Below are 21477 nucleotides of genomic sequence, written 5' to 3' on the forward strand. Positions count from 1 at the left end.
ATTAAGCAAATTCCTTACCATATTTATTTTACTGATATTATGGCAGAAAAACTTAGTTACGCTCAAATATAAACATAAAAAAGCTGCTTCCAATAAAGAAAGCAGCTTTGTATATTTTAAAAAACTTATTCTTACTTTTTATTGAAAAAGTCGTTTGTAAGTTCTGGAGCCATGATTGATTCAACAAACATGTAAGCCCCTGTTTTAGGTGATTTCACCATTTTTATTGCTTTTGTTAATCTCTTAGAAGATGTTTGTAACGTTGCTACTGTTTTCTTTGCCATGACTTATTATTTTATCTCTTTATGAACTGTCATACGTTTAAGGATAGGATTGAATTTTTTAATTTCCATTCTATCTGGCGTATTCTTTTTATTTTTTGTAGTGATGTAACGAGAAGTTCCTGGTTGACCAGACTCTTTATGCTCTGTACATTCTAATATTACTTGTATTCTATTACCTTTCTTTGCCATGTCTATTACTTATTAAATACAGCTATTATTTTAAAAATCCGTTAGATTTTGCTTCCTTAATTGCTGCAGATATACCTATTTTATTGATAGTTTTCAAAGCAGATGTAGAAACTTTTAAAGTTATCCAGCTGTCTTCTTCTGGAATATAAAAACGTTTCTTAACTAAATTCGCATGAAACTTGCGTTTAGTTTTGTTCATTGCATGAGACACATTGTTTCCAACCATGGCCTTCTTTCCTGTAAGTTCACAAACTCTTGACATTCTATATAACTTTAAATTCTTTGTTGCTTAAAATCGAGGTGCAAATATACAAATTCTTTATATTATGACAACCTAATTTTTATCAATTTTTAAAAATTTCTTTTAGAAGCATTTCTAAAGCTTTATTTACCGCTTTATTTATCACTTTTAAGCGTAAATTTCCGAAGTTAAATTCCTGCGAATATACTTGTGTTTTTGTAGCAATAGCAATAAAAACTGTACCCACATCGGCATCAGAATCGCCTTTTGTTGGTCCCGCATTTCCGGTTGTCGCAATCGCATAATCTGATTGAAATAAATCCAATGCATTTTTAGCCATAGCTTCTGCAACTTGTGCGCTTACTACTGAATATTGATCTATTAAAGATTTTGGAACCTGCAAAACATTTATTTTTGATTGTGTAGAATACGTAACAACACCGCCTTTAAAATAGGCTGAGGCTCCAGAATGCACCGTAAAACGTTCTGCTACCGCACCACCTGTGCAGCTTTCGGCAATTGCCAATGTTTTTCCAATTTTAGTTAATTGTTTAGCAATAACCATTTCAACAGAGCCTTCTTCGTCTTCAAATCCAGCAAATTCATCTTTTATATAAGGTAATACTTTATCAATTTGTTCTTGTACTTCTCTTTTTAACTTCTGCTCATCAAAGCCTTTTGTTGATAAACGTAGACGCATTTGCCCCAGATTAGGTAAGTAAGCGAGTTTAATATGTTCTGGTAATGCATCTTCCCAAGCTTCTATTCTTTCGGCCAGTGCGCTTTCGCCAAGACCATAAACCATCAGAGTTCTATGTAAAATGAAAGGACAATGGTATTTATCAGTTAATTTTGGAATAACTTCATAATCGATTAAAGCTTTCATTTCATAAGGTACTCCTGGTAGCGAAATAAAAACTTTTTCCGCTTTTTCTATCCACATCCCAGGTGCAGTGCCCAACCTATTCATTAAAGGTTTTGATTTTGATGGGATTAAAGCCTGATCTTTATTCACTTGAAGCAACGTTGTTCTTACATGTTGCTTCCAAATCGTTTCAATATTTTGAAGTACAGAATCATCTCGAACTAACGAATCATTAAAATATTCTGCAATGGTTTTTTTGGTAATATCGTCTTTAGTTGGCCCTAAACCACCAGTAATAATAACAATATCTACACGGTGTTCTGCGTCGCTTAAGGCTTGAAGAATATGCGACTTTTCATCTTGTACCGATGTAATTTGATAAATAGATACTCCAATTTTATTAAGCTGTTTAGCAATAAAAGAAGAATTGGTATCTATAACCTGGCCAATTAATAGTTCGTCGCCGATGGTTATAATTTCGGCTATCATAAGCTATAATTTAAAATCAGATTTTATTTCGGCACTAGCTTTTTCAACCGCGGTAAGTACAATTTCTAACTGAGTCGTTACATCCTCTTCAGTTTTAGTAAACTTACCCCAATCTTGTACCTCAATTAATTTATCTAAAACACCAAGTTCAAATAAATCAACCGTAGGCTTCATTTTATGTGCTGCCTGATAAGCTTCCTGATAATTTTTTTCTGCAACCGCATTTTTTAAACGCTCTGCATCTTCAGGAACTTCTTCTAAAAAAGCTTCGGCTAACGAGGCTATAAAATCCTCATCATTATCAGCTAATTCTCGTACTCGGTGTAATTTGTAATTTAATTCCATGTTATTTAACTGTTATCGAAAACATTTCTTTGTTTTCTATAAATCCTTTTAACTTATCATTAGCAATAACTTTGCCAACTCCTGCTGGTGTACCTGTAAATATAATATCTCCAATCTTTAAAGTAAAATATTTCGACACATATTCTATTAATTCATCAATTTTCCAAAGCATATGGCTTGTATTTCCATTTTGTACAATTTCTTCATTCTTTTTTAAAGAAAAATTTAATGCATCAATATTTTCAATCTCCTTTTTATCAATCCATTTGCCAATTACAGCAGCTCCATCAAAAGCTTTTGCCTTCTCCCAAGGTAATCCTTTGGCTTTTAATGTACTTTGTAAATCGCGAGCAGTAAAGTCAATACCCAACCCAATCTCATCATAATACTTATGGGCAAATTTCTTATCAATATACTTTCCAACCTTGTTTATTTTCACCAAAACCTCAACTTCATAATGCACATCATCCGAAAAATCTGGAATAAAAAATGGCTGTTTTTTGAGCAAAATTGCGGTATCAGGCTTTAAAAACACCACAGGATCGGTTGGTTTTTCGTTTTTTAACTCTTTTATGTGTTCGGTATAATTTCTACCAATACAAATTAATTTCATTCATTAAAATTTATTTGGGCGCCTGCCTACCGGCAAGCAGGTTACCACAAGGGTCGGGCTTTACATTGCACGTCCTCGTTCGTTCCTGAGTTTGGGCTTTCAATTGCAATCTCTAATGCGAAATATCCAGATATTTTAGGCACAAAAATTTAAGCCTATACTATCCTAATTTATTATTAAAACTTCTAAGCTTTATAGCTGTTAACACCTTTTTGGTGTACAACGGAAAATCGGCATTTAACAACCAGCCAAAATAACCTGGTTCCTTTTCTAAAACTTCCGTTACCAACTTGCCTTTATGCTTTCCAAAAGAAAAACACTCTTCTCCTTTTTTATTATACGCTATAAAACCTGCAAAATCTGCAAACTTTTTACGCGAGCTAAATTCTGCTAAAAATTTAGTATCATTTTCCAATTCGTCATATTTAGCTAATTGCGCCTTTAATACCTCGTAAGTAGCCATAGTATCGGCCTCCGCACTGTGTGCATCATCTAGATTTTCGTCGCAGTAAAATTTATACGCAGCACTTAAAGTACGTTGTTCCATTTTATGAAAAATGGTTTGCACATCAATGGCCACTCTATTTTTCATATCAAAATCAATTTCGGCGCGCAACATTTCTTCCGCTAACAAGGGGATATCAAATCGGTTGGAATTAAACCCACCCAAATCAGAATCTTTAATCATGTCATAAATCTCTTTGGCTAGTTCTTTAAAAGTAGGCTCATTCGCTACTTTCTCGTCTGTAATACCATGAATTTCTGTTACTTCTTTTGGAATAGGCATTTCAGGATTTACTAACCACGTTTTGCTTTCTTGTGTCCCATTAGGAAACACTTTTAAAATTGAAATCTCAACAATACGATCGTTTGTTATATTAATTCCCGTTGTTTCTAAATCGAAAAAACAAATTGGTTTTGTTAAGTTTAACTGCATTAATTCTGGTGGTTTAATACTAATTTTTTACAAAAATAAAAAAACCCAACCGTTTTTAAGGTCGGGCTTAACTATTGATTACTTTACTTCATTTATATCTCTCTATTCATGTCCCAAGCCTCAAGATAATCTGTAACTGCTTTTACAAATTGCCCACCTAAAGCACCATTAACCACACGATGATCGTATGAATGTGATAAGAACATTTTGTATCGAATACCTATAAAATCGCCTTCTGGAGTTTCAATTACCGCAGGTACTTTTCTAATAGCACCAAGTGCTAAAATACCAACTTGTGGCTGATTAATAATTGGTGTACCCATAATACTTCCAAATGTACCAACATTAGTAACCGTATAAGTTCCGCCTTGAGTATCATCTGGTTTTAATTTACCTATTCTTGCACGATTAGCTAAATCATTTACTTGCTTCGTCATCCCTACCAAATTTAATTGGTCGGCATTTTTAATAACAGGTACTATTAAATTTCCATCTGGCAAAGCAGCAGCCATACCTAGATTGATGTTTTTCTTTTTAATGATTTTGTCACCTTGAACAGAAATATTCATCATCGGATAATCGCGTAAAGCTTTTGCAATAGCTTCCATAAAAATTGGCGTAAACGTTAAGTTTTCGCCTTCACGCTTCATAAAAGCATCTTTGACTTTCTTTCTCCAATTCCAGATATTCGTTACATCAGCCTCAATAAAACTTTGCACATGTGCAGAGGTTTGAACAGATTCAACCATATGATGCGCAATAAGTTTACCCATTCTGGTCATTTCTATAATTTCATCTTCACCGTTTGATACAACGACAGGTTTATCTTGTTTTGGCAACGATTCAGTATTAACTGGTGCTACTGACGCCACTGTTGGCTGAGATTTGGTGGCAGCAGGTTGTTGTTGACTACCTTTATTTTTAATATAATCTAGAATATCGTTTTTAGTAACCCGACCATCTTTTCCTGTTCCAGAAATTTGATCTAATTCTGCTTGAGAAACTCCTTCTGCCTTAGCAATATTTTTAACTAACGGCGAATAAAAACGATCGCTTGTAGATACTGCAGGAGCTACAGTTTCTTTAGCTTTAGTAATGGTTTCTTCTATTTCTTGAACTGCAACTTCAGGAACTATTTCCTCTTCAACCTTGGTTGATTCTTCGGCTTCATCAGTTTCATCTCCTTCAGTTTCAATAATAGCCAATACTTGACCAACTTGAACCACATCATCAACATTGAAAAAGCGTTCAACTAAAACACCATCAACTTCACTTGGCACTTCACTATCTACTTTATCTGTTGCAATTTCCAATACAGGATCGTCCATTTCAATAGTATCACCAACATTTTTCAACCAAGATGTTATTGTTGCTTCTGCAACACTCTCCCCCATTTTTGGTAATTTAAGCTCAAACTTTGCCATATTAATAATCTACTACTTGATTTTTTATTTTATTTTGCAAAATTAGCAAAAAAACTAGTATTTCGTCTTATTATCTTCAAAAAATACTATGCTAATCTAATAACCTCACCTCGGCTTATTGCATCATCACTTCCAATTGCAAATTTAGAGCTTTTAGGCCAGATTTTAAAGGTTATTGTGGCATCTAACGTATTCGTGTCCATGAAAGTAATAATCTCTTTATAACTTAGCATATTAGCATCAAATATAACTTCTGATTCGTTTTCAATATGTTGTAAATTTTGCTGTAAAACAACTTCCTTTTCTAAAACTTTATTTAATTGCTCACTTTTTCGATTAGAAATGAACACATATCGTTTTACATTTTTAATCTTCTTAATGTGTTGCTTTCTAAAAAAATATACAAAGCTAATTCCGAAAGAAACAAACAAATCGAACAACACATTTTTCTTGAAATGTTTTTTGTAAAAAATTTGCATTGCTCCATAAAAACGGCGTGCATAATTTTTATCTCTTAACGTACTTTCGCCTTTAAAATGAATGATTGTTGTATCACCGTAATAGTAATTTTCGAAACCATGCTTCAGTGCTTTATATGAAATATCAATATCTTCACCATACATGAAATAATCTTCATCAAACCCTTCTATGGCTTGATAAACCGATTTTTTTAAAAACATGAAAGCCCCCACTAAAATCTCAACTTTGCTAATTTCATTTTCTTGAATATGAGTTGCATAGTAATCTTCTGGGTTTCCCATTAGTTTTTTAAATGAAGCTTTAACATAAGGTACTTTTCGTTTACTTTCGGGTAAAAAATTCCCTCTACCATCTATTAATTTACAGCCAACAATACCCAGTTTATCTTTATCCGTCGAGAAATCTAAAAGTTTTAGAAAGGTATCTTCAGCAACGACAGTATCAGGATTTAATATGCATAAATATTCACCTTTTGCTCTTTCAACTCCAATATTATTCCCTTTTGAAAAACCATCATTCCGTTTATTTTCAATGAGGATAACATCTGGAAATAAGTTTTTTACCATTTGGCAACTTCCATCTGCTGAATTATTATCCACAACAATTATTTCAGCATCAATACTCGAAATGGCTGCTTCAACACTTCTTAGACATAATTCCAAGAAATATTGAACCTTATAATTTAAAATAACTACAGATAGTTTCAAATGCTATTGGCTTTATAGTTTTATGGAAGATTCAAATGGAATTCGGTTTACAATACTTCTTCCAAGGGTAATTTCATCTGCATATTCCAACTCATCGCCTACCGAAATTCCTCTGGCTATGGTAGAAGTGGTTACATTGTAATCTTTAATTTGCTTGTAGATATAAAAGTTGGTTGTATCGCCTTCCATAGTAGAGCTTAATGCTAAAATAAGTTCTGTAACTTCACCTTCCTTTACTTTATTTACCAATGTTTCAATATTTAAATCATGCGGACCAATACCATCCATAGGAGAAATTTTTCCTCCTAAAACATGATACAAGCCTTTAAACGAACTTGTGTTTTCAATAGCCATAACATCTCTTATATCTTCTACAACACAGATAATTTGGGTATTTCGTTTTGGGTTGGCACAAAGCTCACAAAGCTCAACATCACTAATATTATGGCAAGATTTGCAAAATTTTATTTCCTTTCGCATGGTTTGAAGTGCTTCAGATAATGCTAATGTCTGCTCTTTAGGCTGCCTCAACATATGTAAAACTAAACGTAATGCTGTTCGCTTACCAATACCTGGCAATTGAGACATTTCGTTTACTGCACGCTCCAATAATTTTGAAGAAAATTCCATTCAGCGAAATTACTATTTAGACCTGAATTTCACTAATTTTAAATTACCCTTTTAACACTTTAACGATAAGCTTTAGTTGTTTACAGCCCTTAATTATCTCACAAAAATCCCTAAACACACTTTTTCAATTAATATTTGTACTTTCAAATCCTGAAAAAATCGTTTTTATGAGCACCACTCAAATCATGCTACTTATAGCAGCCTATTTTGTTGTTTTGATATTAATCTCTTACTTCACAGGTAAAGAAGACAGCAACGAAGCTTTTTTTAAAGCCAACAAATCGGCACCTTGGTATTTAGTTGCTTTTGGCATGATTGGAGCATCGCTTTCAGGTGTAACTTTCATCTCGGTTCCCGGTGCTGTTGAAGCCAAACAATTTGGATATTTACAAGTGGTATTTGGGTATTTTTTCGGGTATCTAGTTATCGCTTATGTGTTATTACCTATTTACTACAAGCTCAATTTAACCTCTATATACACTTATTTAAAAGACCGATTTGGGAATGTTAGTTACAAAACAGGCTCTGTCGCCTTTTTAATTTCTCGTGTTGTTGGTGCATCTTTTAGGTTGTTTTTAGTTGCAAAAGTATTACAGTTACTCATCTTTGATCAATTTCAGGTACCTTTTACAATTACAGTAATTATCACTATAGCTTTGATATGGCTTTATACGTTTAAAGGTGGAATAAAAACAATCATTTTTACCGATACGCTTCAAACGCTTTTCATGTTGGTATCAGTAGTTATTACTATTGGTTTTTTGGCCTCGGCATTAGATTTAAATAGTGTTTCTGAGGTTTACTCCAATGTAAAAGAAAGCGCCATGAGTAAAGTTTTTTTCTTAGACGATGTGAACGATGCGCAATATTTTATTAAAAGTTTTCTAGCAGGTATGTTTATTACTATTACCATGACGGGACTAGACCAAGACATGATGCAAAAAAACCTGACTTGTAAAAACCTCAAAGAGGCTCAAAAAAATATGGTGTCGTTTAGTATTGTATTAATTTTTGTGAATATTTTGTTTTTAGTTTTGGGTTTGATGCTTACACAATACGCTAATCAACATGGAATTACAGCTAAAAAAGACGACTTATTTCCTACCATAGCCATGTTACCAGAAATTGGTGTACTTACCTCAGCATTCTTTTTGTTAGGACTTATTGCTGCGGCTTATTCCAGTGCCGATTCTGCTTTAACATCGTTAACCACTTCGTTTTGTATTGATATTATTGAATTAGATAAAAAACCCAAAGCGTCGCAAAAACGAATTAGAAAACGAACACATGTTTTTATTAGCTTGCTGCTTGTTGTTGTTATTGTTCTCTTTGATGCTATTTTTAAAGATGTATCGGTTATCTGGGAGCTTTTTAAAGCGGCAGGATACACTTACGGACCATTATTGGGTTTATTTGCTTTTGGAATTTATACTAAAATTCAACTTAAAGATCAATATGTATGGATTGTTGCTATTATTGCTCCAATTGTTTCCTATATTATTAATGCTTACTCCGTAGATATATTAAGTGGTTATCAAATTGGTTTTGAAATACTAATTATAAACGGCATATTGACATTTTTAGGTTTAATATTGATTCGTAGAAAGCAACACTAAAGTACAAGCAGCTTCAAATTCAATATTATTCTCTTTTAAAATTTTATAAAATTCAGGATTTTCCGTTCCAGGATTAAAAATAACACGTCTTGGATTTAGTGCCAGTATATAATCATAATATTCCTTTTGTCTTTTCGGATTTAAATACAACGTAACGGTATCAATATTTTCAAAAGGTAATTTTTCGGTCTCAATTGTTATACCAGAAACTTCTCCAGTTCGCATTCCCAAAGCCTTGACTTCAATGTTGTTAGCTACCAATCTTTGTATAGCATAGTAAGAATATCTATTAGGTTTTAAAGATGCCCCAAGCACCAACGTAGGTTTATTCATTCGTTAATAAAAGTTAAAAGACTGTTAATATCCACTAAATATAGTAACAGAAGTTAAGTTTTTTCGTCTATTTTAGATATATCAATCAAAAAACCAAACAAATCAAATGAGAAGTTTATTCATTTTATGTGCTGTTCTATTTTCTTTTTTTACAGTACAAGCTACAAACACAGACCCCAAAGATGATAAAACCGGAACTATTTCAGGTAGAGTTTTAGACGCCACTTTAAAAGAACCCTTACCCTATGTTAACATTATTATTAAAAATGATGCTGGCAAAACAGTTACTGGAAGTATAACACTTGACGATGGATCCTTTATTATTGAGAAAATTGAAGAAGGAAAAGTTGTAGTTAGTATTCAATACATAGGATACAAAACGGTAAACAAGAATATAACAATTGGCAAAGGTAATTACAAAGTTAATTTAGGCGATGTTTTATTAGAAGAAGAAGCTGAAGGCTTGGATGAAGTTACCGTTGTAGCCGATGTTTCAACAATACAACAAAAAGTAGATAGAAAAGTAATTACTATAGGAAAAGACCTAACAACTGCTGGTGCGAGTGCGAGTGATATTATGAACAATATCCCGTCTGTAAGTGTAGATCAGCAAACAGGTAACATTAGTTTACGAGGCAACGAAAACGTTCGTGTTATGGTTGATGGTAAACTCAGTAATGTGCCAATTGCTCAACTTTTAAAACAAATACCATCTACTTCGATAAAACAAATTGAACTAATTACTAACCCTTCTGCCAAGTATAATCCTGAAGGCATGAGTGGTATTATTAACATTAAACTCCATAAAAACACTCAAATTGGTTTTAACGGAAATTTAAACGTTGGTGTTACTAAAGAAGTGTTTGCTAAATTTAATAGTTCTATTGATATGAATTATAGAAATGGTAAATTCAATTTTTATGGCAACTACGGAAACAATATTGGTAAGTACGACAACTTTGGAGGTATTGACAGGTTGGACGATAATACTCGACAAGATTTTAAATTTGGAAACAATAATAAATCGCACTTATACAAAATAGGTGTTGATTTTTATATGAACGATAAAAACACCATTTCGTTTTTTACCAATCAAAATATTTTTCAAGGTGATGGGTTTGGAAGCACAATTATTACTGATAATACTTTTACACAAAGTCAATTATTTAGCAATGATTCTGAAAACAGTTCAGGGCAATATAATCTAGCCTATAAACTTGAGTTTACTGATGAAAACGAAACATTAGACATTGAAATTGATTATAACGATTTTGAAAATGATGAAATTGCGAATTTCGATTTCTTTAATTTTAGTTTTCCACCAAATTATGTTGACAATGTGGATACCAAGCGTAATCAAACTACAGTAAACGTAGATTATGTTAAACCAATAAACGAAAAAACTAAAATTGAAGCAGGATTAGAAGCACGACTTTTTGATTCGGATATTGATTATTCTTCTACAGGACAGACCTTTTCTAGCGACGCCAATATTATACCAACCCCAAGCACAGATTTTACCTATAACAGAGATATTTATTCGGCATATTTTACGTTCGGAAAAACCCTTGAAAAGTGGAATTATCAATTAGGTGTTCGTGCAGAACAAGTTAACGTTTCGGCAGATGCCTTAAGAACTTTTGATGATAATAGTACAGAATTAATTCCGTTTACCAATGATTATTTTCAAGTGTATCCTTCAGCATTTTTAACTTTCAATCCTTCTGAAAAAAATTCATATCAATTAAGTTTTAGCAGACGTGTTGATCGTCCTGGTTTACAACAAGTAAATCCAATTAGAGAATGGAGTACACCGCGTATTTCTTCTTTTGGAAATACACAGTTACAACCACAATTTACAAATTCTATGGAAACAAATTATACCCGACAACTTAAAAACGGTAGTATAACAGCAGGTGTGTTTTATAGAATAATTGAAGACAATATTAATAGGTACGTTTATATCGACAGAACTGATGTTACTTTAGGGAATGCCATTTTATCATTCGACAATTTTGATAACACCACAGCATTTGGTTTAGAATTATCTACTAATTATCGTCCAACAAAATGGTGGAGTTTAAATGCTAGTTTTGATTTGTATTCTCAAACGCAACGAGGTATTACCGAAATTATTGATACCGATGATATTGATAATGCAACCGTTGATGATATTGTGAGATTAGATACCGAGGTAGATAATGTGATTTGGAACCTGAGAGCGTTTAATAATTTTAAAGTATCAAAAAAACTAAGTTTCTCTTTATTTACAATGTATCGAGGCGAAGAAAAAGGAATTCAGTTTACAAGATTGCCCATGTTTATGGTTAATACAGGAATGCGCTATAGCTTCTTAGAAGACGACAGAGCAACGTTTAGTTTTAATTATAGCGATATTTTAAATACCATGAAATTTGAGTTTGAAGGCGATACACCCTACCCATCGGTAGGTGGATTTAATTGGGAGAGTAACACCTGGAACATAGCCCTTTCTTATCGATTTGGCGGAAATAAATACCGTGCACTGCGCAGAAAACAACGTGATGACAATACCAAATCTGGTGGTGGCGGATTTTTATAGAATTATTTAATAGTCCTCAAATATTTGATGGTTAGTATTTATCTGGATTTATTAAATAAGAAACCCCTAAATCTTTACGATTTAGGGGTTTTGTTTATTCGGCTAAATAAAAAAATGTTAAAATTTGATTATCAACACAATAACATACAATAAACTTACGTTAAACGTATAATACACAATCTAACCAAAACGAAGAAGTAATTATTTAGAGTTAGTCGTCTACAAAAACATATTCGTAAACAAGATTAGTATTAAAAAAACTCGAAACTTGTTTCGAGTTTTTTATTAGTTGTTAAAAATCGTTAAATGAAAGCATGCGCTTGTTATTTTATTGGATTTTAAACGTCTAAACCATTAAGATTCTTCACATTAGTGTTAATTGAAGTTGATTAATAGCTAGAAAAACCCGAAATATTAGTTTCGGGTTTTTCGATATAAATCTCTTGATTTAAGGTAACTCTATTTTTGCACCTTCAGTTAATTATCCAATTTAATACAAGTATCAAAGCTTACCATTTGATTATGGCACTTGCCCAAGTAAATCCACTACCAAAAGCTGCTAAAACTACATTATCGCCTTCTTTTATTTTGCCTTCTTCCCAAGCTTCAGTAAGTGCAATTATTACTGATGCCGCAGTGGTATTACCATATTTCATGATATTGTTAAAGACCTGATCGTCTCTTAATCCAAATTTTTTCTGTATAAACTGTGCTATACGTAAATTGGCTTGGTGCGGAATAAGCATATCTATGTTTTCTTTTTGCAATCCGTTTTTTTGTAAGCCTTCAATAATAACTTCGCTAAAACGTACAACTGCATGTTTAAACACAAATGTTCCATCCATATATGGGAAATAGGTTGTGTCTTCTTCTCCTGCCGCAATAATTTCGGGCACCCAATGTGCAATACTTGGGCCTTCAACAATTAATTTATCGGCATATTTACCTTCACTATGTAGATGTGTAGAGAGTATACCTTTGGTGTTATCTTCTTCTCTTGATAAAACACAAGCTCCTGCCCCGTCTCCAAAAATAACAGTTACACCTCTTCCTCTTGTGCTTTTATCTAGTCCGTTACTATGATATTCAGCTCCTATTACTAAAATGTTTTTATACATGCCGGTTTTAATAAACTGGTCTGCAACAGAAATGGCATAAACAAAACCTGAACATTGGTTTCTAACATCTAATGCACCTACGGTTTTCATATCTAGCATATCCTGAATTTGCACGCCACAACCTGGGAAATAGTAATCTGGACTTAATGTAGCAAATACAATAAAATCGATATCGTCTTTAGTCAATCCAGAACGCTCAATAGCTATTTTTGCTGCTTTGGCACCCATAACTGCCGATGTATCGTCAGACCCTTCCGGAATCCATCGGCGTTCTTTTATTCCCGTACGCTCTTGGATCCATTCATCGTTAGTATCCATCATTTTAGATAAATCATGGTTGGTAACCACATTATCTGGAACGTATTTTCCTAATCCTATAATTTTTGAATTATACATGTTTTTATTCAGTTTAGAATAAGCAAAATACAAAATTAAATCTTCAAAATGCAAAATAGTATTTCCCAAAATATTAATGTCAGTTTGTCATATTTATGTAATTGGCATTTTTGTTGACTATAACAGAAACATAATTATAAATTGAATAAAACTAAGATATCATGACAAAAGGAAACATTAATGTATCGGTAGAGAACATTTTTCCGCTCATTAAAAAATTCTTGTATAGCGATCACGAAATATTTTTACGTGAGCTTATTAGTAATGCTACAGATGCAACTTTAAAATTAAAACACTTAACTAACGTTGGTGATGCCAAGGTTGAGTATGGTAACCCTCAGATTGAAGTTAAAATTGATAAAGAAGGTAAAAAACTTCATATCATAGATCAAGGTTTGGGTATGACTGCTGAAGAGGTTGAAAAGTATATCAATCAAGTTGCCTTTTCTGGGGCCGAAGAGTTTTTAGATAAATACAAAGATTCTGCAAAAGATTCAGGTATTATTGGGCATTTTGGTTTAGGATTCTACTCTGCTTTTATGGTAGCTGAGAAAGTTGAAATTATTACAAAATCATATAAAGATGAACCTGCAGCACATTGGACTTGCGATGGTTCACCAGAGTTTACCTTAGAACCTGCTGAAAAAACAGATAGAGGAACCGAAATTATACTTCACATTACTGATGATGACAAAGAATTTTTAGAAGAATCACGAATTCGTGAACTCTTAGTGAAGTACAACAAGTTTATGCCAATTCTAATTAAGTTTGGAACGAAAGAAATAAATGACCCAGAGCATGAACCTGCAACTATTACCGACAAAGATGGTAAGGAAACAAAAGAGCCACAACGAAAAATTACGGTTGATAATATCATTAACAACCCAAATCCGGCATGGACAAAACAACCAGCAGATTTAGAAGATCAAGATTATAAAGACTTTTACAGAGAATTGTATCCAATGCAATTTGAAGAGCCTTTATTCAATATTCATTTAAATGTAGATTATCCTTTTAATTTAACTGGTATTTTATACTTCCCTAAACTGTCTAACGACATGCAAATTCAGAAGGATAAAATTCAACTGTACCAAAACCAAGTTTTTGTAACAGATAATGTTGAAGGTATTGTTCCAGAATTTTTAACCATGCTGCGCGGTGTTATAGATTCTCCAGACATTCCATTAAACGTATCACGTTCTTACTTACAAGCCGATGGTGCTGTTAAAAAGATTTCGTCTTACATCACAAGAAAAGTAGCTGATAAGTTAAAATCGCTATTCAATAACAATCGTGAAGATTTTGAATCAAAATGGAACGATATTAAAATCGTTATTGAATACGGTATGCTTTCTGAAGAAAAATTCTTTGAAAAAGCCGATGCATTTACTTTATATCCAACGGTAGATGGTAAATATTACACTTACGAAGAGCTTTTCAATAAAATAAAGGCAAAACAAACAGATAAAGACGATAAATTGGTAATTCTTTACGCCTCTGATAAAGATGCACAACACAGCTACATTGAAGTTGCTAAAGCTAAAGGCTACGAGGTATTATTATTAGATTCTCCAATTGTTTCTCATTTAATCCAGAAGTTAGAATCTACTAAAGAAAATATCTCATTTGCACGTGTTGATGGCGATCACATTGATAATTTAATTAAGAAAGACGATAATGTAATTTCTAAACTAGATGATGATCAAAAGAAAACATTAGAAGAAGTTTTAAAAGAAGTTATTCCTTCTGAAAAATTCATGGTTCAACTTGAAGCTATGGATAGTAGTGCAAACCCGTTTATAATCACGCAACCAGAATTTATGCGCCGTATGAAAGAAATGCAGCAAACTGGCGGTGGCGGTATGTTTGGCATGGGTAATATGCCAGAAATGTATAACCTCGTTGTTAATACAAACTCTGATTTGGTTAGTGAAATTTTAAACACAAAAACCAAAAAGAAGCAAGAGCGTTTAATTAACCAAAGTTTAGATTTAGCACGATTATCTCAAGGGTTATTAAAAGGTGAAGAATTAACAAACTTCATTAAACGTAGCTATGAGATGATTAAATAGTTGATACGCTGAAATTATTCGGCAACCTATTATATTTTAAAACCACTTTGTCCAAGCAAGGTGGTTTTTTTATTAAATCATTTTTTTAACAAATCCATTCAACTTTTAACATTAATAGCAGGCAAAAAATTACAAATATTAAGATCAAAATAAGATATAATAAACACTTTACAATCTTTTAATTTTCATTAATGCTTTTGCATTTATAAAATTGATAAAAGTCATAAAATAAGTGGCAACTATTATAGTCCTTTATGCTTTTAAATTTAAATAAAACTATCAAACATGTTACAAAACAGAAGAATATATTTACCCCCTTTAAGCTTAATAGGACCAGGTGCATTAAATGATTTAGGAGAAGAATTAAAGACACTTCCTTATAAAAAAGCACTATTTGTTACTGACAAAGTTTTAGTAAAATTAGGAGTTGCCAAAGAAGTATTGAAAGTTATCAAATCTTCTAATATTGAAGCCATAATATTTGACGATGTTCATCCAAATCCAACAGTTAAAAACGTAAACGACGGCTTAGAATTATTAGAAAAGAACAATTGTGATTTTATTATAACACTTGGTGGAGGATCACCTCAAGATTGTGGTAAAGCCATTGGAATTCTTGCAACCAACGGCGGCAACATTGGTGATTATGAAGGAATTCATTTATCAAAACATGCATCGTTACCAATTATTGCAATAAATACTACAGCGGGTACCGCAAGTGAGGTAACCATTAATTATGTAATTACAGATGAAGAACGCCATATAAAAATGGTAATGGTTGATAAAAACTGTTTAGTTAAAATTGCTGTAAACGATCCAAAATTAATGTTAGGAAAACCTGCAGCTTTAACGGCAGCTACAGGAATGGATGCCTTAACTCACGCCATAGAAACTTATGTTACGAAAGGCGCCTTTGGTTGGTCTGATGCTTTAGCGCTAGAAGCTATAAAATTAATATCGCAAAGTTTAGAAAAAGCCGTTGTGGATGGTAAAGATCTCGAAGCGAGAAGCAAGATGGCATGGGGCCAATTCATTGCAGGACAGGCATTCTCAAATGCTGGTTTAGGATACGTGCATTCTATGGCACATCAATTGGGAGGTATGTATGATTTACCGCATGGTGTTGCGAATGCTATACTATTACCGCATGTAGAACAATTCAATATTCCAGCATGTGCACATAAACTTAAAAGGGTTGCACGAGCCATGGGTGTTGGAGTTTTAGAAATGAGCGATACTCAAGGTGCCAATGCTGCTATTGAAGCGATAAAAGCTTTGTCAAAATCAGTTGGCATACCTTCTGGATTAAAAGAGTTAGGTGTAAAAGAAAAAGACTTTGAAGAAATGGCTAAAAATGCACTTGCAGATGTATGTACTGGGGGAAACCCAAGAGATGTAACACTAGAAGACACTATAAATATTTACAAAGCAGCCATGTAATTAAATAGAAATTAAACTACACATAAAACCACTTTGCGAAAGCAAGGTGGTTTTTTTTGCAATTAAACTAACAAAAAGTCTTAATTTAGAAGAGAAAGAATTATGTTAACGAAAAAGAACATGTACTAGAACTCATTTATGAATTTAACACAAAAAATGATGAGAAAAATAAAGAAAATTGGAGTATTATCTTTTGCGAAATTACAGGCATTTCTTGGGATTATTATTGGATTCATTTTAGGAATTATATATGCTTTTGGTGGATTAATAATTGATACTCTTGTAACGCTAGATTGGATGACATCAACTGAAACACCTGGGTTAAGTTATGGAAGTGTATTAGCATTTGGAGCACTTATTGGCATGCCTTTAATTTTTTCATGCATTGGTTTTTTTTTAGGAATTATAGAAGCATCACTTTATAACTTTTCAACGAAATGGTTTGGAGGTCTTAAATTAGATATTCAATACAGTATTGAAGCTAGAAGCTAAGAAAATGTTATATTACTTGAAATTATGATTATTTGTATAAATCATAAGTTTTAAAAATGCGTAAAAATAGCTCATGAAAATAATCTCAACTAACATCGCAGAACCAGTAACTTTTAATTGGAACGGTAAAGAAGAAACAACAGGTATTTTTAAAAAGCCTACCAATCAACCTATTTACCTAACAAAAAATGATATTAAAGGTGATGAAGTTACAGATAGAGTACATCATGGTGGCGAGTTTAAAGCTTGTTATATGTTTTCTGCTGAAGAATATCCGTATTGGAAAAACCTCTACCCAAATTTAAATTGGTCTTGGGGAATGTTTGGTGAGAATCTTACAGTTTCAGATTTTAATGAAAATGAAGTGTTCTTAGGAGATGTTTATAAAATAGGTCAAGCCGCAGTTAGAGTTTCTCAATACCGTGAGCCCTGTTATAAATTAGGACATAAATTTGAAAATCAACATGTTATAAAGCAATTTATTCAACATGGTTTTGGTGGCACCTATCTTAGCGTAATAGAAGAAGGCACTGTTAGTGTAAATGATGAATTTAAATTGCTAGAACGACCTGAACATAAAATTTCTGTGGCACAACTATTTCAATTGGTGTATGCAAAGAAAAAAGACCAAGATTTACTAAAAATAGCAATTCAAAGCCCTGCAATTCCTGCTAAAAAAAGAGCTCTCCTGGGTGGATATTTAAAAAATTAATTTTGGCCATGTTTGTCATATCTTTGTGCCAAACTTTTACAAATGTCTTTTAAAGAATTAAAAATAAGCCGACCGATTTTACGTGCGGTTGCTGAGGCTGGTTACGACAATCCTAATCTGGTTCAAGAAAAAACCATTCCTTTTGTATTAAACAAAAGAGATGTTATCGTTTCTGCGCAAACAGGTACTGGTAAAACAGCTGCTTTTGCACTTCCCATTCTTCAATCTTTATTAGATAAACAAGATGCGCCAAAAAAAGGAAAAACTGTTAAAGCTTTAATTGTAAGTCCTACCCGCGAATTAGCTATACAAATAGAAGAAAATTTTAAAGCTTATAGCACATATACCAACTTAAGAACAACCGTTGTTTTTGGTGGCACCTCAATTGAACCTCAAAAAGATGTTTTAAAAAAAGGTATCGATATTTTAATTGCAACTCCGGGGCGATTACTCGATTTACATAAACAAGATTTCGTTAACCTAGATTATGTAGAAACATTAGTATTAGATGAAGCTGATTTAATGCTAGACATGGGGTTTATTGACGATGTTAAAAAAATAGAGCGATTATGCACTAAAGAAAAACAGATTTTATTGTTTTCTGCAACTATACCTTATAAAGTTGAGCAATTAGCGAATTCTATTTTAAACGAGCCAGAACGGGTGGAAGTTTCGCAAAATTCATCAACTTCAAAAAACGTAAATCAATTACTTTATTATGTTCCAAAGCGAAACAAAATAGAGTTGTGTTTACACTTACTTAGAAATACCATTAAAGGCAATATTATCATTTTTAGACGAACAAAATTTGGTGTGGATAAACTTGAAAAGACCCTTATAAATAATGGCTATAAAGTTGATAGTATTCATGGTGATAAAAGTCAGACCGCAAGACAAGAAGCTTTAAACAGATTTAAAAAAGGAGAAGTTAACATTTTAATTGCTACCGATGTGGCTGCACGAGGGATTGATATTAACGACCTTGATGCTGTTGTGAATTTCGATTTACCAAACGTACCAGAAACTTATGTACACCGCATTGGAAGAACTGCGAGAGCAGGAAATACAGGAATGGCGTATTCGCTTTGTTCTGCCGATGAGAAGAGTTACATTATCACTATTCAACAACTCATTCAAATGCAATTAGATGTTATTGATGAGCATCCTTACCCGCTAGACCCTAAGGCAAAACCTATTATCCATAAGTCGAAAAAAACAGGAAGCAAGCATAAAAAAGGGAGAAAAAGTGTCGCTTCTAAAAAGAAAAAGAAACGCTGGTATTAAAATCTTTATCCAAAACAAACGTAATTGATTATCTAAATTTCATAGCGTTTATTAACATGATTTTTAATTAGAGGTATTTGTATACAAAACATTAATGCTAAAAAGAGAATAGCGTAAGTAAATGTTTTCGATAGTGTTACATCTGATAAAACATTTATTTTTGAAAGAATTTTAAAATCTACTGACGTTAGCCAATTAGAAGATTCCGTTTTAGATGCAAAGAATATAATATATGAGACCACAACTAAAGCAATTAGAATCCAGGCCATTTTAGAAATTAGCGGTTTGTATACTGTTACTTCACTTTTATGTAACTCGTTTATTCTTGTAATCACTGCATTGGTAAAATCTAAAGAAGGACTTTCGATAGTTGTTTCTCCAATAACTTTTCTTGATAAATCCTCTAAGTATTTAGTTTCTTTCTCTTCCATAATGTTCAATAATTTCTGGTTCTAGATGTGCCATCATAATAGTTGCAAGTTTCTTTCTACTTCTAAACAATTTCACTTTCACATTATTTATTGTTAAACCTATGACTTTCGAAATTTCATCTAAATTTTGGTCTTCAAAATAATATAAAGTTAAAAGAAAGGCATCATCACTTGACAGTAATCCAATACATTTTTGAATGGCATGATTACGCTCTTCATCTTCTAATTTACTCAAAGCATTATCTATTGTTTTTACCTGATGCTCAGTAAATTCATCAATAGCAACATTGTTAAAATACTTTCGATTCTTCTTCAAACGATCTAAACTACTGTTATATGCTATTCTATAAATCCATGTTGAAAATTTTGATTCTCCTTTATATTGATTTATAGACTTATAAACTTTTATGAAAGTATCTTGAGATACTTCTTCAGCCTCTTCTCTATTTTTCAACATACGCAAAGTTAAAGTGTACACTAAATCCTTATAACGGTCTACCAGTTTAACAAATGCATTGGTATCTCCTTTATTAATTAAATCAATATAGTGTTGGTCGTTGATGGTCATTTTGAAAGTAAGACGACCATTTTTCTTATGAGGTTACAATAAACTTTGAAAAAAAATTAACTAATTGTGTAACCTAAATAAAAAATTTGTCGTCATAAGCTATATACAAATTAAAAGTAATCAATTAAAAACGAACAATTATGGGATCAGAATTAATCATTATACCAATTATATTTGGTGCAATTTTCGGAGTATTTTATTTATATTTTTCAACTAGAAATAAAGAGCGTTTGGCACTTATAGAAAAAGGAGCAGACGCCAGTATTTTTGTAAAAGGAAAAGGGTACACAGCTCCTATTTGGAAAATACTTATTTTAAACTTATCCCTTTTACTTATGGGTATTGGTTTAGGAGTATTTATAGCTTCAATTTTAGATCAATACACGACTCTGGATGAAGATGCGGTATATCCTGCAACTATTTTCCTTATGGCTGGACTAGGTTTATTCATAGGTTTTAATATGACCAAGAACTTAGATAAGGAATAGTCATATGATTTTTAATAAACTAAAAAACTGCTTTACATAAGAAGGCAGTTTTTTAGTTTACAGGAAAATCAAAATACGTATTAGGAAATGGTTCTCCACGCAATGTAAAATGCCACCACTCTTTTGGGTAATTTCTAAACCCATATTTGTTCATATAAAATTGAAGTAGTTGTCTATTCTTTTTCTGTTGGTCTGTTAAGTTATCATAATTCACCCATGATTCTTCACCAAAAAAATCATATATACTTCCCATATCCAAAATAACACCTGTATTAGCATCTATAATGGTTAAATCGAGCGTGCTCCCTCTACTATGTCCAGATCTCGAAGCAATGTATTCTTCCTTAAATAAATTTCGTTTTTTTACATTCGGATAAAAAACAGCTTTGTTAATGGTATCATTTAAATCCTTCGCCCAATTTATAAAATGATTTACGGCACGCTGAGGCCTATAACCATCATAAACCTTCAAACACAGGTTTTGTTCTTGCAAATCTTCATGAACCAATTTAAGTGCTTCGGCAGACTCTTTTGTTAATATAAGTTTATTAGCATGATAACCTTCAATAGGTTCTCCTACAAAATTGTTTGAAGTAAAATACCGCAATTCAACTTCTAAATCGGGTATAATATTTTCAACATACACAAAACCTTTAGGAAGTTGGGCAAATATGCTGTTAATAAACAGGCAAATAAAAATAAGAAAAGTATACTTCATTATTTTTTGAATTATGCTAATTTA

23 protein-coding genes are annotated in these 21477 nt (G+C 32.4%); 8 read left to right on the forward strand and 15 right to left on the reverse strand.

Annotated elements, in window-relative coordinates:
- Window positions 1-131 precede the first annotated feature (131 nt).
- The 10 genes from BUA46_RS05940 to recR form a co-directional block, all read right to left on the reverse strand.
- Window positions 132-284 carry a DUF4295 domain-containing protein gene (locus BUA46_RS05940; RefSeq protein ID WP_019387388.1) on the reverse strand — a complete coding sequence of 51 codons (153 nt, stop codon included), beginning with the start codon at window positions 282-284 and terminating at the stop codon, window positions 132-134.
- 6 nt (window positions 285-290) lie between these two features.
- On the reverse strand, window positions 291-473 hold the full coding sequence (rpmG, locus tag BUA46_RS05945; protein WP_007648529.1) for a 50S ribosomal protein L33: 183 nt from the start codon (window positions 471-473) through the stop codon (window positions 291-293).
- 25 nt (window positions 474-498) lie between these two features.
- Window positions 499-735: a 50S ribosomal protein L28 gene (rpmB, locus tag BUA46_RS05950; protein ID WP_019387389.1), complete on the reverse strand. Its 237-nt coding sequence runs from the start codon at window positions 733-735 to the stop codon at window positions 499-501.
- A gap of 82 nt (window positions 736-817) precedes the next feature.
- The gene (locus BUA46_RS05955) at window positions 818-2068 is read right to left on the reverse strand and encodes a competence/damage-inducible protein A (RefSeq protein WP_019387390.1); all 1251 of its coding nucleotides are present in this window, start codon (window positions 2066-2068) and stop codon (window positions 818-820) included.
- A gap of 3 nt (window positions 2069-2071) precedes the next feature.
- The gene (locus tag BUA46_RS05960) at window positions 2072-2413 is read right to left on the reverse strand and encodes an Hpt domain-containing protein (protein WP_019387391.1); all 342 of its coding nucleotides are present in this window, start codon (window positions 2411-2413) and stop codon (window positions 2072-2074) included.
- A gap of 1 nt (window position 2414) precedes the next feature.
- Window positions 2415-3026, reverse strand: coding sequence for a fumarylacetoacetate hydrolase family protein (locus BUA46_RS05965; protein ID WP_019387392.1), 612 nt, complete (start codon window positions 3024-3026; stop codon window positions 2415-2417).
- Between the two features lie 160 nt (window positions 3027-3186).
- Window positions 3187-3963, reverse strand: coding sequence for a 3'-5' exonuclease (locus tag BUA46_RS05970; RefSeq protein ID WP_019387393.1), 777 nt, complete (start codon window positions 3961-3963; stop codon window positions 3187-3189).
- A 92-nt stretch (window positions 3964-4055) separates the two neighbouring features.
- Window positions 4056-5387: a dihydrolipoamide acetyltransferase family protein gene (locus BUA46_RS05975; RefSeq protein ID WP_026010025.1), complete on the reverse strand. Its 1332-nt coding sequence runs from the start codon at window positions 5385-5387 to the stop codon at window positions 4056-4058.
- Between the two features lie 86 nt (window positions 5388-5473).
- The gene (locus BUA46_RS05980; protein WP_019387395.1) at window positions 5474-6574 is read right to left on the reverse strand and encodes a glycosyltransferase family 2 protein; all 1101 of its coding nucleotides are present in this window, start codon (window positions 6572-6574) and stop codon (window positions 5474-5476) included.
- A gap of 12 nt (window positions 6575-6586) precedes the next feature.
- Window positions 6587-7204, reverse strand: coding sequence for a recombination mediator RecR (gene recR, locus BUA46_RS05985; RefSeq protein ID WP_019387396.1), 618 nt, complete (start codon window positions 7202-7204; stop codon window positions 6587-6589).
- Window positions 7205-7371: 167 nt separating this feature from the next.
- Between recR and BUA46_RS05990 the strand changes: the two genes are divergently transcribed.
- Window positions 7372-8820: a sodium:solute symporter gene (locus tag BUA46_RS05990; protein WP_019387397.1), complete on the forward strand. Its 1449-nt coding sequence runs from the start codon at window positions 7372-7374 to the stop codon at window positions 8818-8820.
- Here the strand turns inward: BUA46_RS05990 and BUA46_RS05995 are convergent.
- A complete protein-coding gene (locus tag BUA46_RS05995; protein WP_019387398.1) occupies window positions 8791-9153 on the reverse strand; it encodes a CoA-binding protein in 363 nt (120 codons plus the stop codon). The two genes, BUA46_RS05990 and BUA46_RS05995, sit on opposite strands and share 30 nt — an antisense overlap.
- 106 nt (window positions 9154-9259) lie before the next feature.
- Between BUA46_RS05995 and BUA46_RS06000 the strand changes: the two genes are divergently transcribed.
- Entirely contained in the window at window positions 9260-11734 is a 2475-nt protein-coding gene (locus tag BUA46_RS06000; protein WP_019387399.1) for a TonB-dependent receptor, read from the forward strand.
- Between the two features lie 509 nt (window positions 11735-12243).
- Here BUA46_RS06000 and BUA46_RS06005 read toward each other — a convergent pair.
- Entirely contained in the window at window positions 12244-13248 is a 1005-nt protein-coding gene (locus tag BUA46_RS06005; protein WP_026010026.1) for a 3-oxoacyl-ACP synthase III family protein, read from the reverse strand.
- A 161-nt stretch (window positions 13249-13409) separates the two neighbouring features.
- Here BUA46_RS06005 and htpG point away from each other — a divergent pair, with 161 nt between their 5' ends.
- From htpG to BUA46_RS06030, 5 genes are all read left to right on the forward strand, one after another.
- Window positions 13410-15320, forward strand: coding sequence for a molecular chaperone HtpG (gene htpG / locus BUA46_RS06010; protein WP_019387401.1), 1911 nt, complete (start codon window positions 13410-13412; stop codon window positions 15318-15320).
- Window positions 15321-15605: 285 nt separating this feature from the next.
- Complete coding sequence (locus BUA46_RS06015; RefSeq protein ID WP_019387402.1) at window positions 15606-16760, forward strand: iron-containing alcohol dehydrogenase; 1155 nt, start codon at window positions 15606-15608, stop codon at window positions 16758-16760.
- 138 nt (window positions 16761-16898) lie between these two features.
- Complete coding sequence (locus tag BUA46_RS06020) at window positions 16899-17252, forward strand: DUF3566 domain-containing protein (protein WP_019387403.1); 354 nt, start codon at window positions 16899-16901, stop codon at window positions 17250-17252.
- A gap of 73 nt (window positions 17253-17325) precedes the next feature.
- On the forward strand, window positions 17326-17964 hold the full coding sequence (locus tag BUA46_RS06025) for an MOSC domain-containing protein (protein ID WP_019387404.1): 639 nt from the start codon (window positions 17326-17328) through the stop codon (window positions 17962-17964).
- A 42-nt stretch (window positions 17965-18006) separates the two neighbouring features.
- Window positions 18007-19248, forward strand: a complete 1242-nt coding sequence (locus BUA46_RS06030) for a DEAD/DEAH box helicase (RefSeq protein WP_019387405.1) — start codon at window positions 18007-18009, stop codon at window positions 19246-19248.
- A 32-nt stretch (window positions 19249-19280) separates the two neighbouring features.
- On the opposite strand, the gene BUA46_RS06035 is transcribed toward BUA46_RS06030, so the two are convergent.
- Both BUA46_RS06035 and BUA46_RS06040 read right to left on the reverse strand, forming a co-directional pair.
- Window positions 19281-19679 (reverse strand): hypothetical protein, encoded by a 399-nt coding sequence (locus BUA46_RS06035; RefSeq protein WP_019387406.1) that lies wholly within the window; start codon window positions 19677-19679, stop codon window positions 19281-19283.
- Window positions 19660-20247, reverse strand: a complete 588-nt coding sequence (locus BUA46_RS06040) for an RNA polymerase sigma factor (protein ID WP_019387407.1) — start codon at window positions 20245-20247, stop codon at window positions 19660-19662. Before BUA46_RS06040 ends, BUA46_RS06035 begins: the two co-directional genes overlap by 20 nt.
- Before the next feature lie 140 nt (window positions 20248-20387).
- Between BUA46_RS06040 and BUA46_RS06045 the strand changes: the two genes are divergently transcribed.
- Window positions 20388-20735 (forward strand): DUF6249 domain-containing protein, encoded by a 348-nt coding sequence (locus BUA46_RS06045; RefSeq protein ID WP_019387408.1) that lies wholly within the window; start codon window positions 20388-20390, stop codon window positions 20733-20735.
- A 52-nt stretch (window positions 20736-20787) separates the two neighbouring features.
- Here the strand turns inward: BUA46_RS06045 and BUA46_RS06050 are convergent, their stop codons facing one another.
- Window positions 20788-21453, reverse strand: a complete 666-nt coding sequence (locus BUA46_RS06050) for a M15 family metallopeptidase (RefSeq protein WP_019387409.1) — start codon at window positions 21451-21453, stop codon at window positions 20788-20790.
- Window positions 21454-21477 lie beyond the last annotated feature (24 nt).

Origin of the sequence: Algibacter luteus, assembly GCF_900141715.1 — a bacterium.
Taxonomy (GTDB): Bacteria; Bacteroidota; Bacteroidia; order Flavobacteriales; family Flavobacteriaceae; genus Arenitalea; species Arenitalea lutea.

Coding starts and splice junctions, on each gene's coding strand:
- BUA46_RS05975 (WP_026010025.1), bottom strand. CDS start 5,387: ATGGCAAAGTTTGAGCTTAAATTACCAAAAATGGGGGAGAGTGTTGCA.
- BUA46_RS06040 (WP_019387407.1), bottom strand. CDS start 20,247: ATGACCATCAACGACCAACACTATATTGATTTAATTAATAAAGGAGAT.
- recR (WP_019387396.1), bottom strand. CDS start 7,204: ATGGAATTTTCTTCAAAATTATTGGAGCGTGCAGTAAACGAAATGTCT.
- htpG (WP_019387401.1), top strand. CDS start 13,410: ATGACAAAAGGAAACATTAATGTATCGGTAGAGAACATTTTTCCGCTC.
- BUA46_RS05960 (WP_019387391.1), bottom strand. CDS start 2,413: ATGGAATTAAATTACAAATTACACCGAGTACGAGAATTAGCTGATAAT.
- BUA46_RS05970 (WP_019387393.1), bottom strand. CDS start 3,963: ATGCAGTTAAACTTAACAAAACCAATTTGTTTTTTCGATTTAGAAACA.
- BUA46_RS05995 (WP_019387398.1), bottom strand. CDS start 9,153: ATGAATAAACCTACGTTGGTGCTTGGGGCATCTTTAAAACCTAATAGA.
- BUA46_RS05940 (WP_019387388.1), bottom strand. CDS start 284: ATGGCAAAGAAAACAGTAGCAACGTTACAAACATCTTCTAAGAGATTA.
- rpmB (WP_019387389.1), bottom strand. CDS start 735: ATGTCAAGAGTTTGTGAACTTACAGGAAAGAAGGCCATGGTTGGAAAC.
- rpmG (WP_007648529.1), bottom strand. CDS start 473: ATGGCAAAGAAAGGTAATAGAATACAAGTAATATTAGAATGTACAGAG.
- BUA46_RS05965 (WP_019387392.1), bottom strand. CDS start 3,026: ATGAAATTAATTTGTATTGGTAGAAATTATACCGAACACATAAAAGAG.
- BUA46_RS06030 (WP_019387405.1), top strand. CDS start 18,007: ATGTCTTTTAAAGAATTAAAAATAAGCCGACCGATTTTACGTGCGGTT.
- BUA46_RS06005 (WP_026010026.1), bottom strand. CDS start 13,248: ATGTATAATTCAAAAATTATAGGATTAGGAAAATACGTTCCAGATAAT.
- BUA46_RS05955 (WP_019387390.1), bottom strand. CDS start 2,068: ATGATAGCCGAAATTATAACCATCGGCGACGAACTATTAATTGGCCAG.
- BUA46_RS06035 (WP_019387406.1), bottom strand. CDS start 19,679: ATGGAAGAGAAAGAAACTAAATACTTAGAGGATTTATCAAGAAAAGTT.
- BUA46_RS06045 (WP_019387408.1), top strand. CDS start 20,388: ATGGGATCAGAATTAATCATTATACCAATTATATTTGGTGCAATTTTC.
- BUA46_RS05990 (WP_019387397.1), top strand. CDS start 7,372: ATGAGCACCACTCAAATCATGCTACTTATAGCAGCCTATTTTGTTGTT.
- BUA46_RS06015 (WP_019387402.1), top strand. CDS start 15,606: ATGTTACAAAACAGAAGAATATATTTACCCCCTTTAAGCTTAATAGGA.
- BUA46_RS06050 (WP_019387409.1), bottom strand. CDS start 21,453: ATGAAGTATACTTTTCTTATTTTTATTTGCCTGTTTATTAACAGCATA.
- BUA46_RS06000 (WP_019387399.1), top strand. CDS start 9,260: ATGAGAAGTTTATTCATTTTATGTGCTGTTCTATTTTCTTTTTTTACA.
- BUA46_RS06025 (WP_019387404.1), top strand. CDS start 17,326: ATGAAAATAATCTCAACTAACATCGCAGAACCAGTAACTTTTAATTGG.
- BUA46_RS06020 (WP_019387403.1), top strand. CDS start 16,899: ATGAATTTAACACAAAAAATGATGAGAAAAATAAAGAAAATTGGAGTA.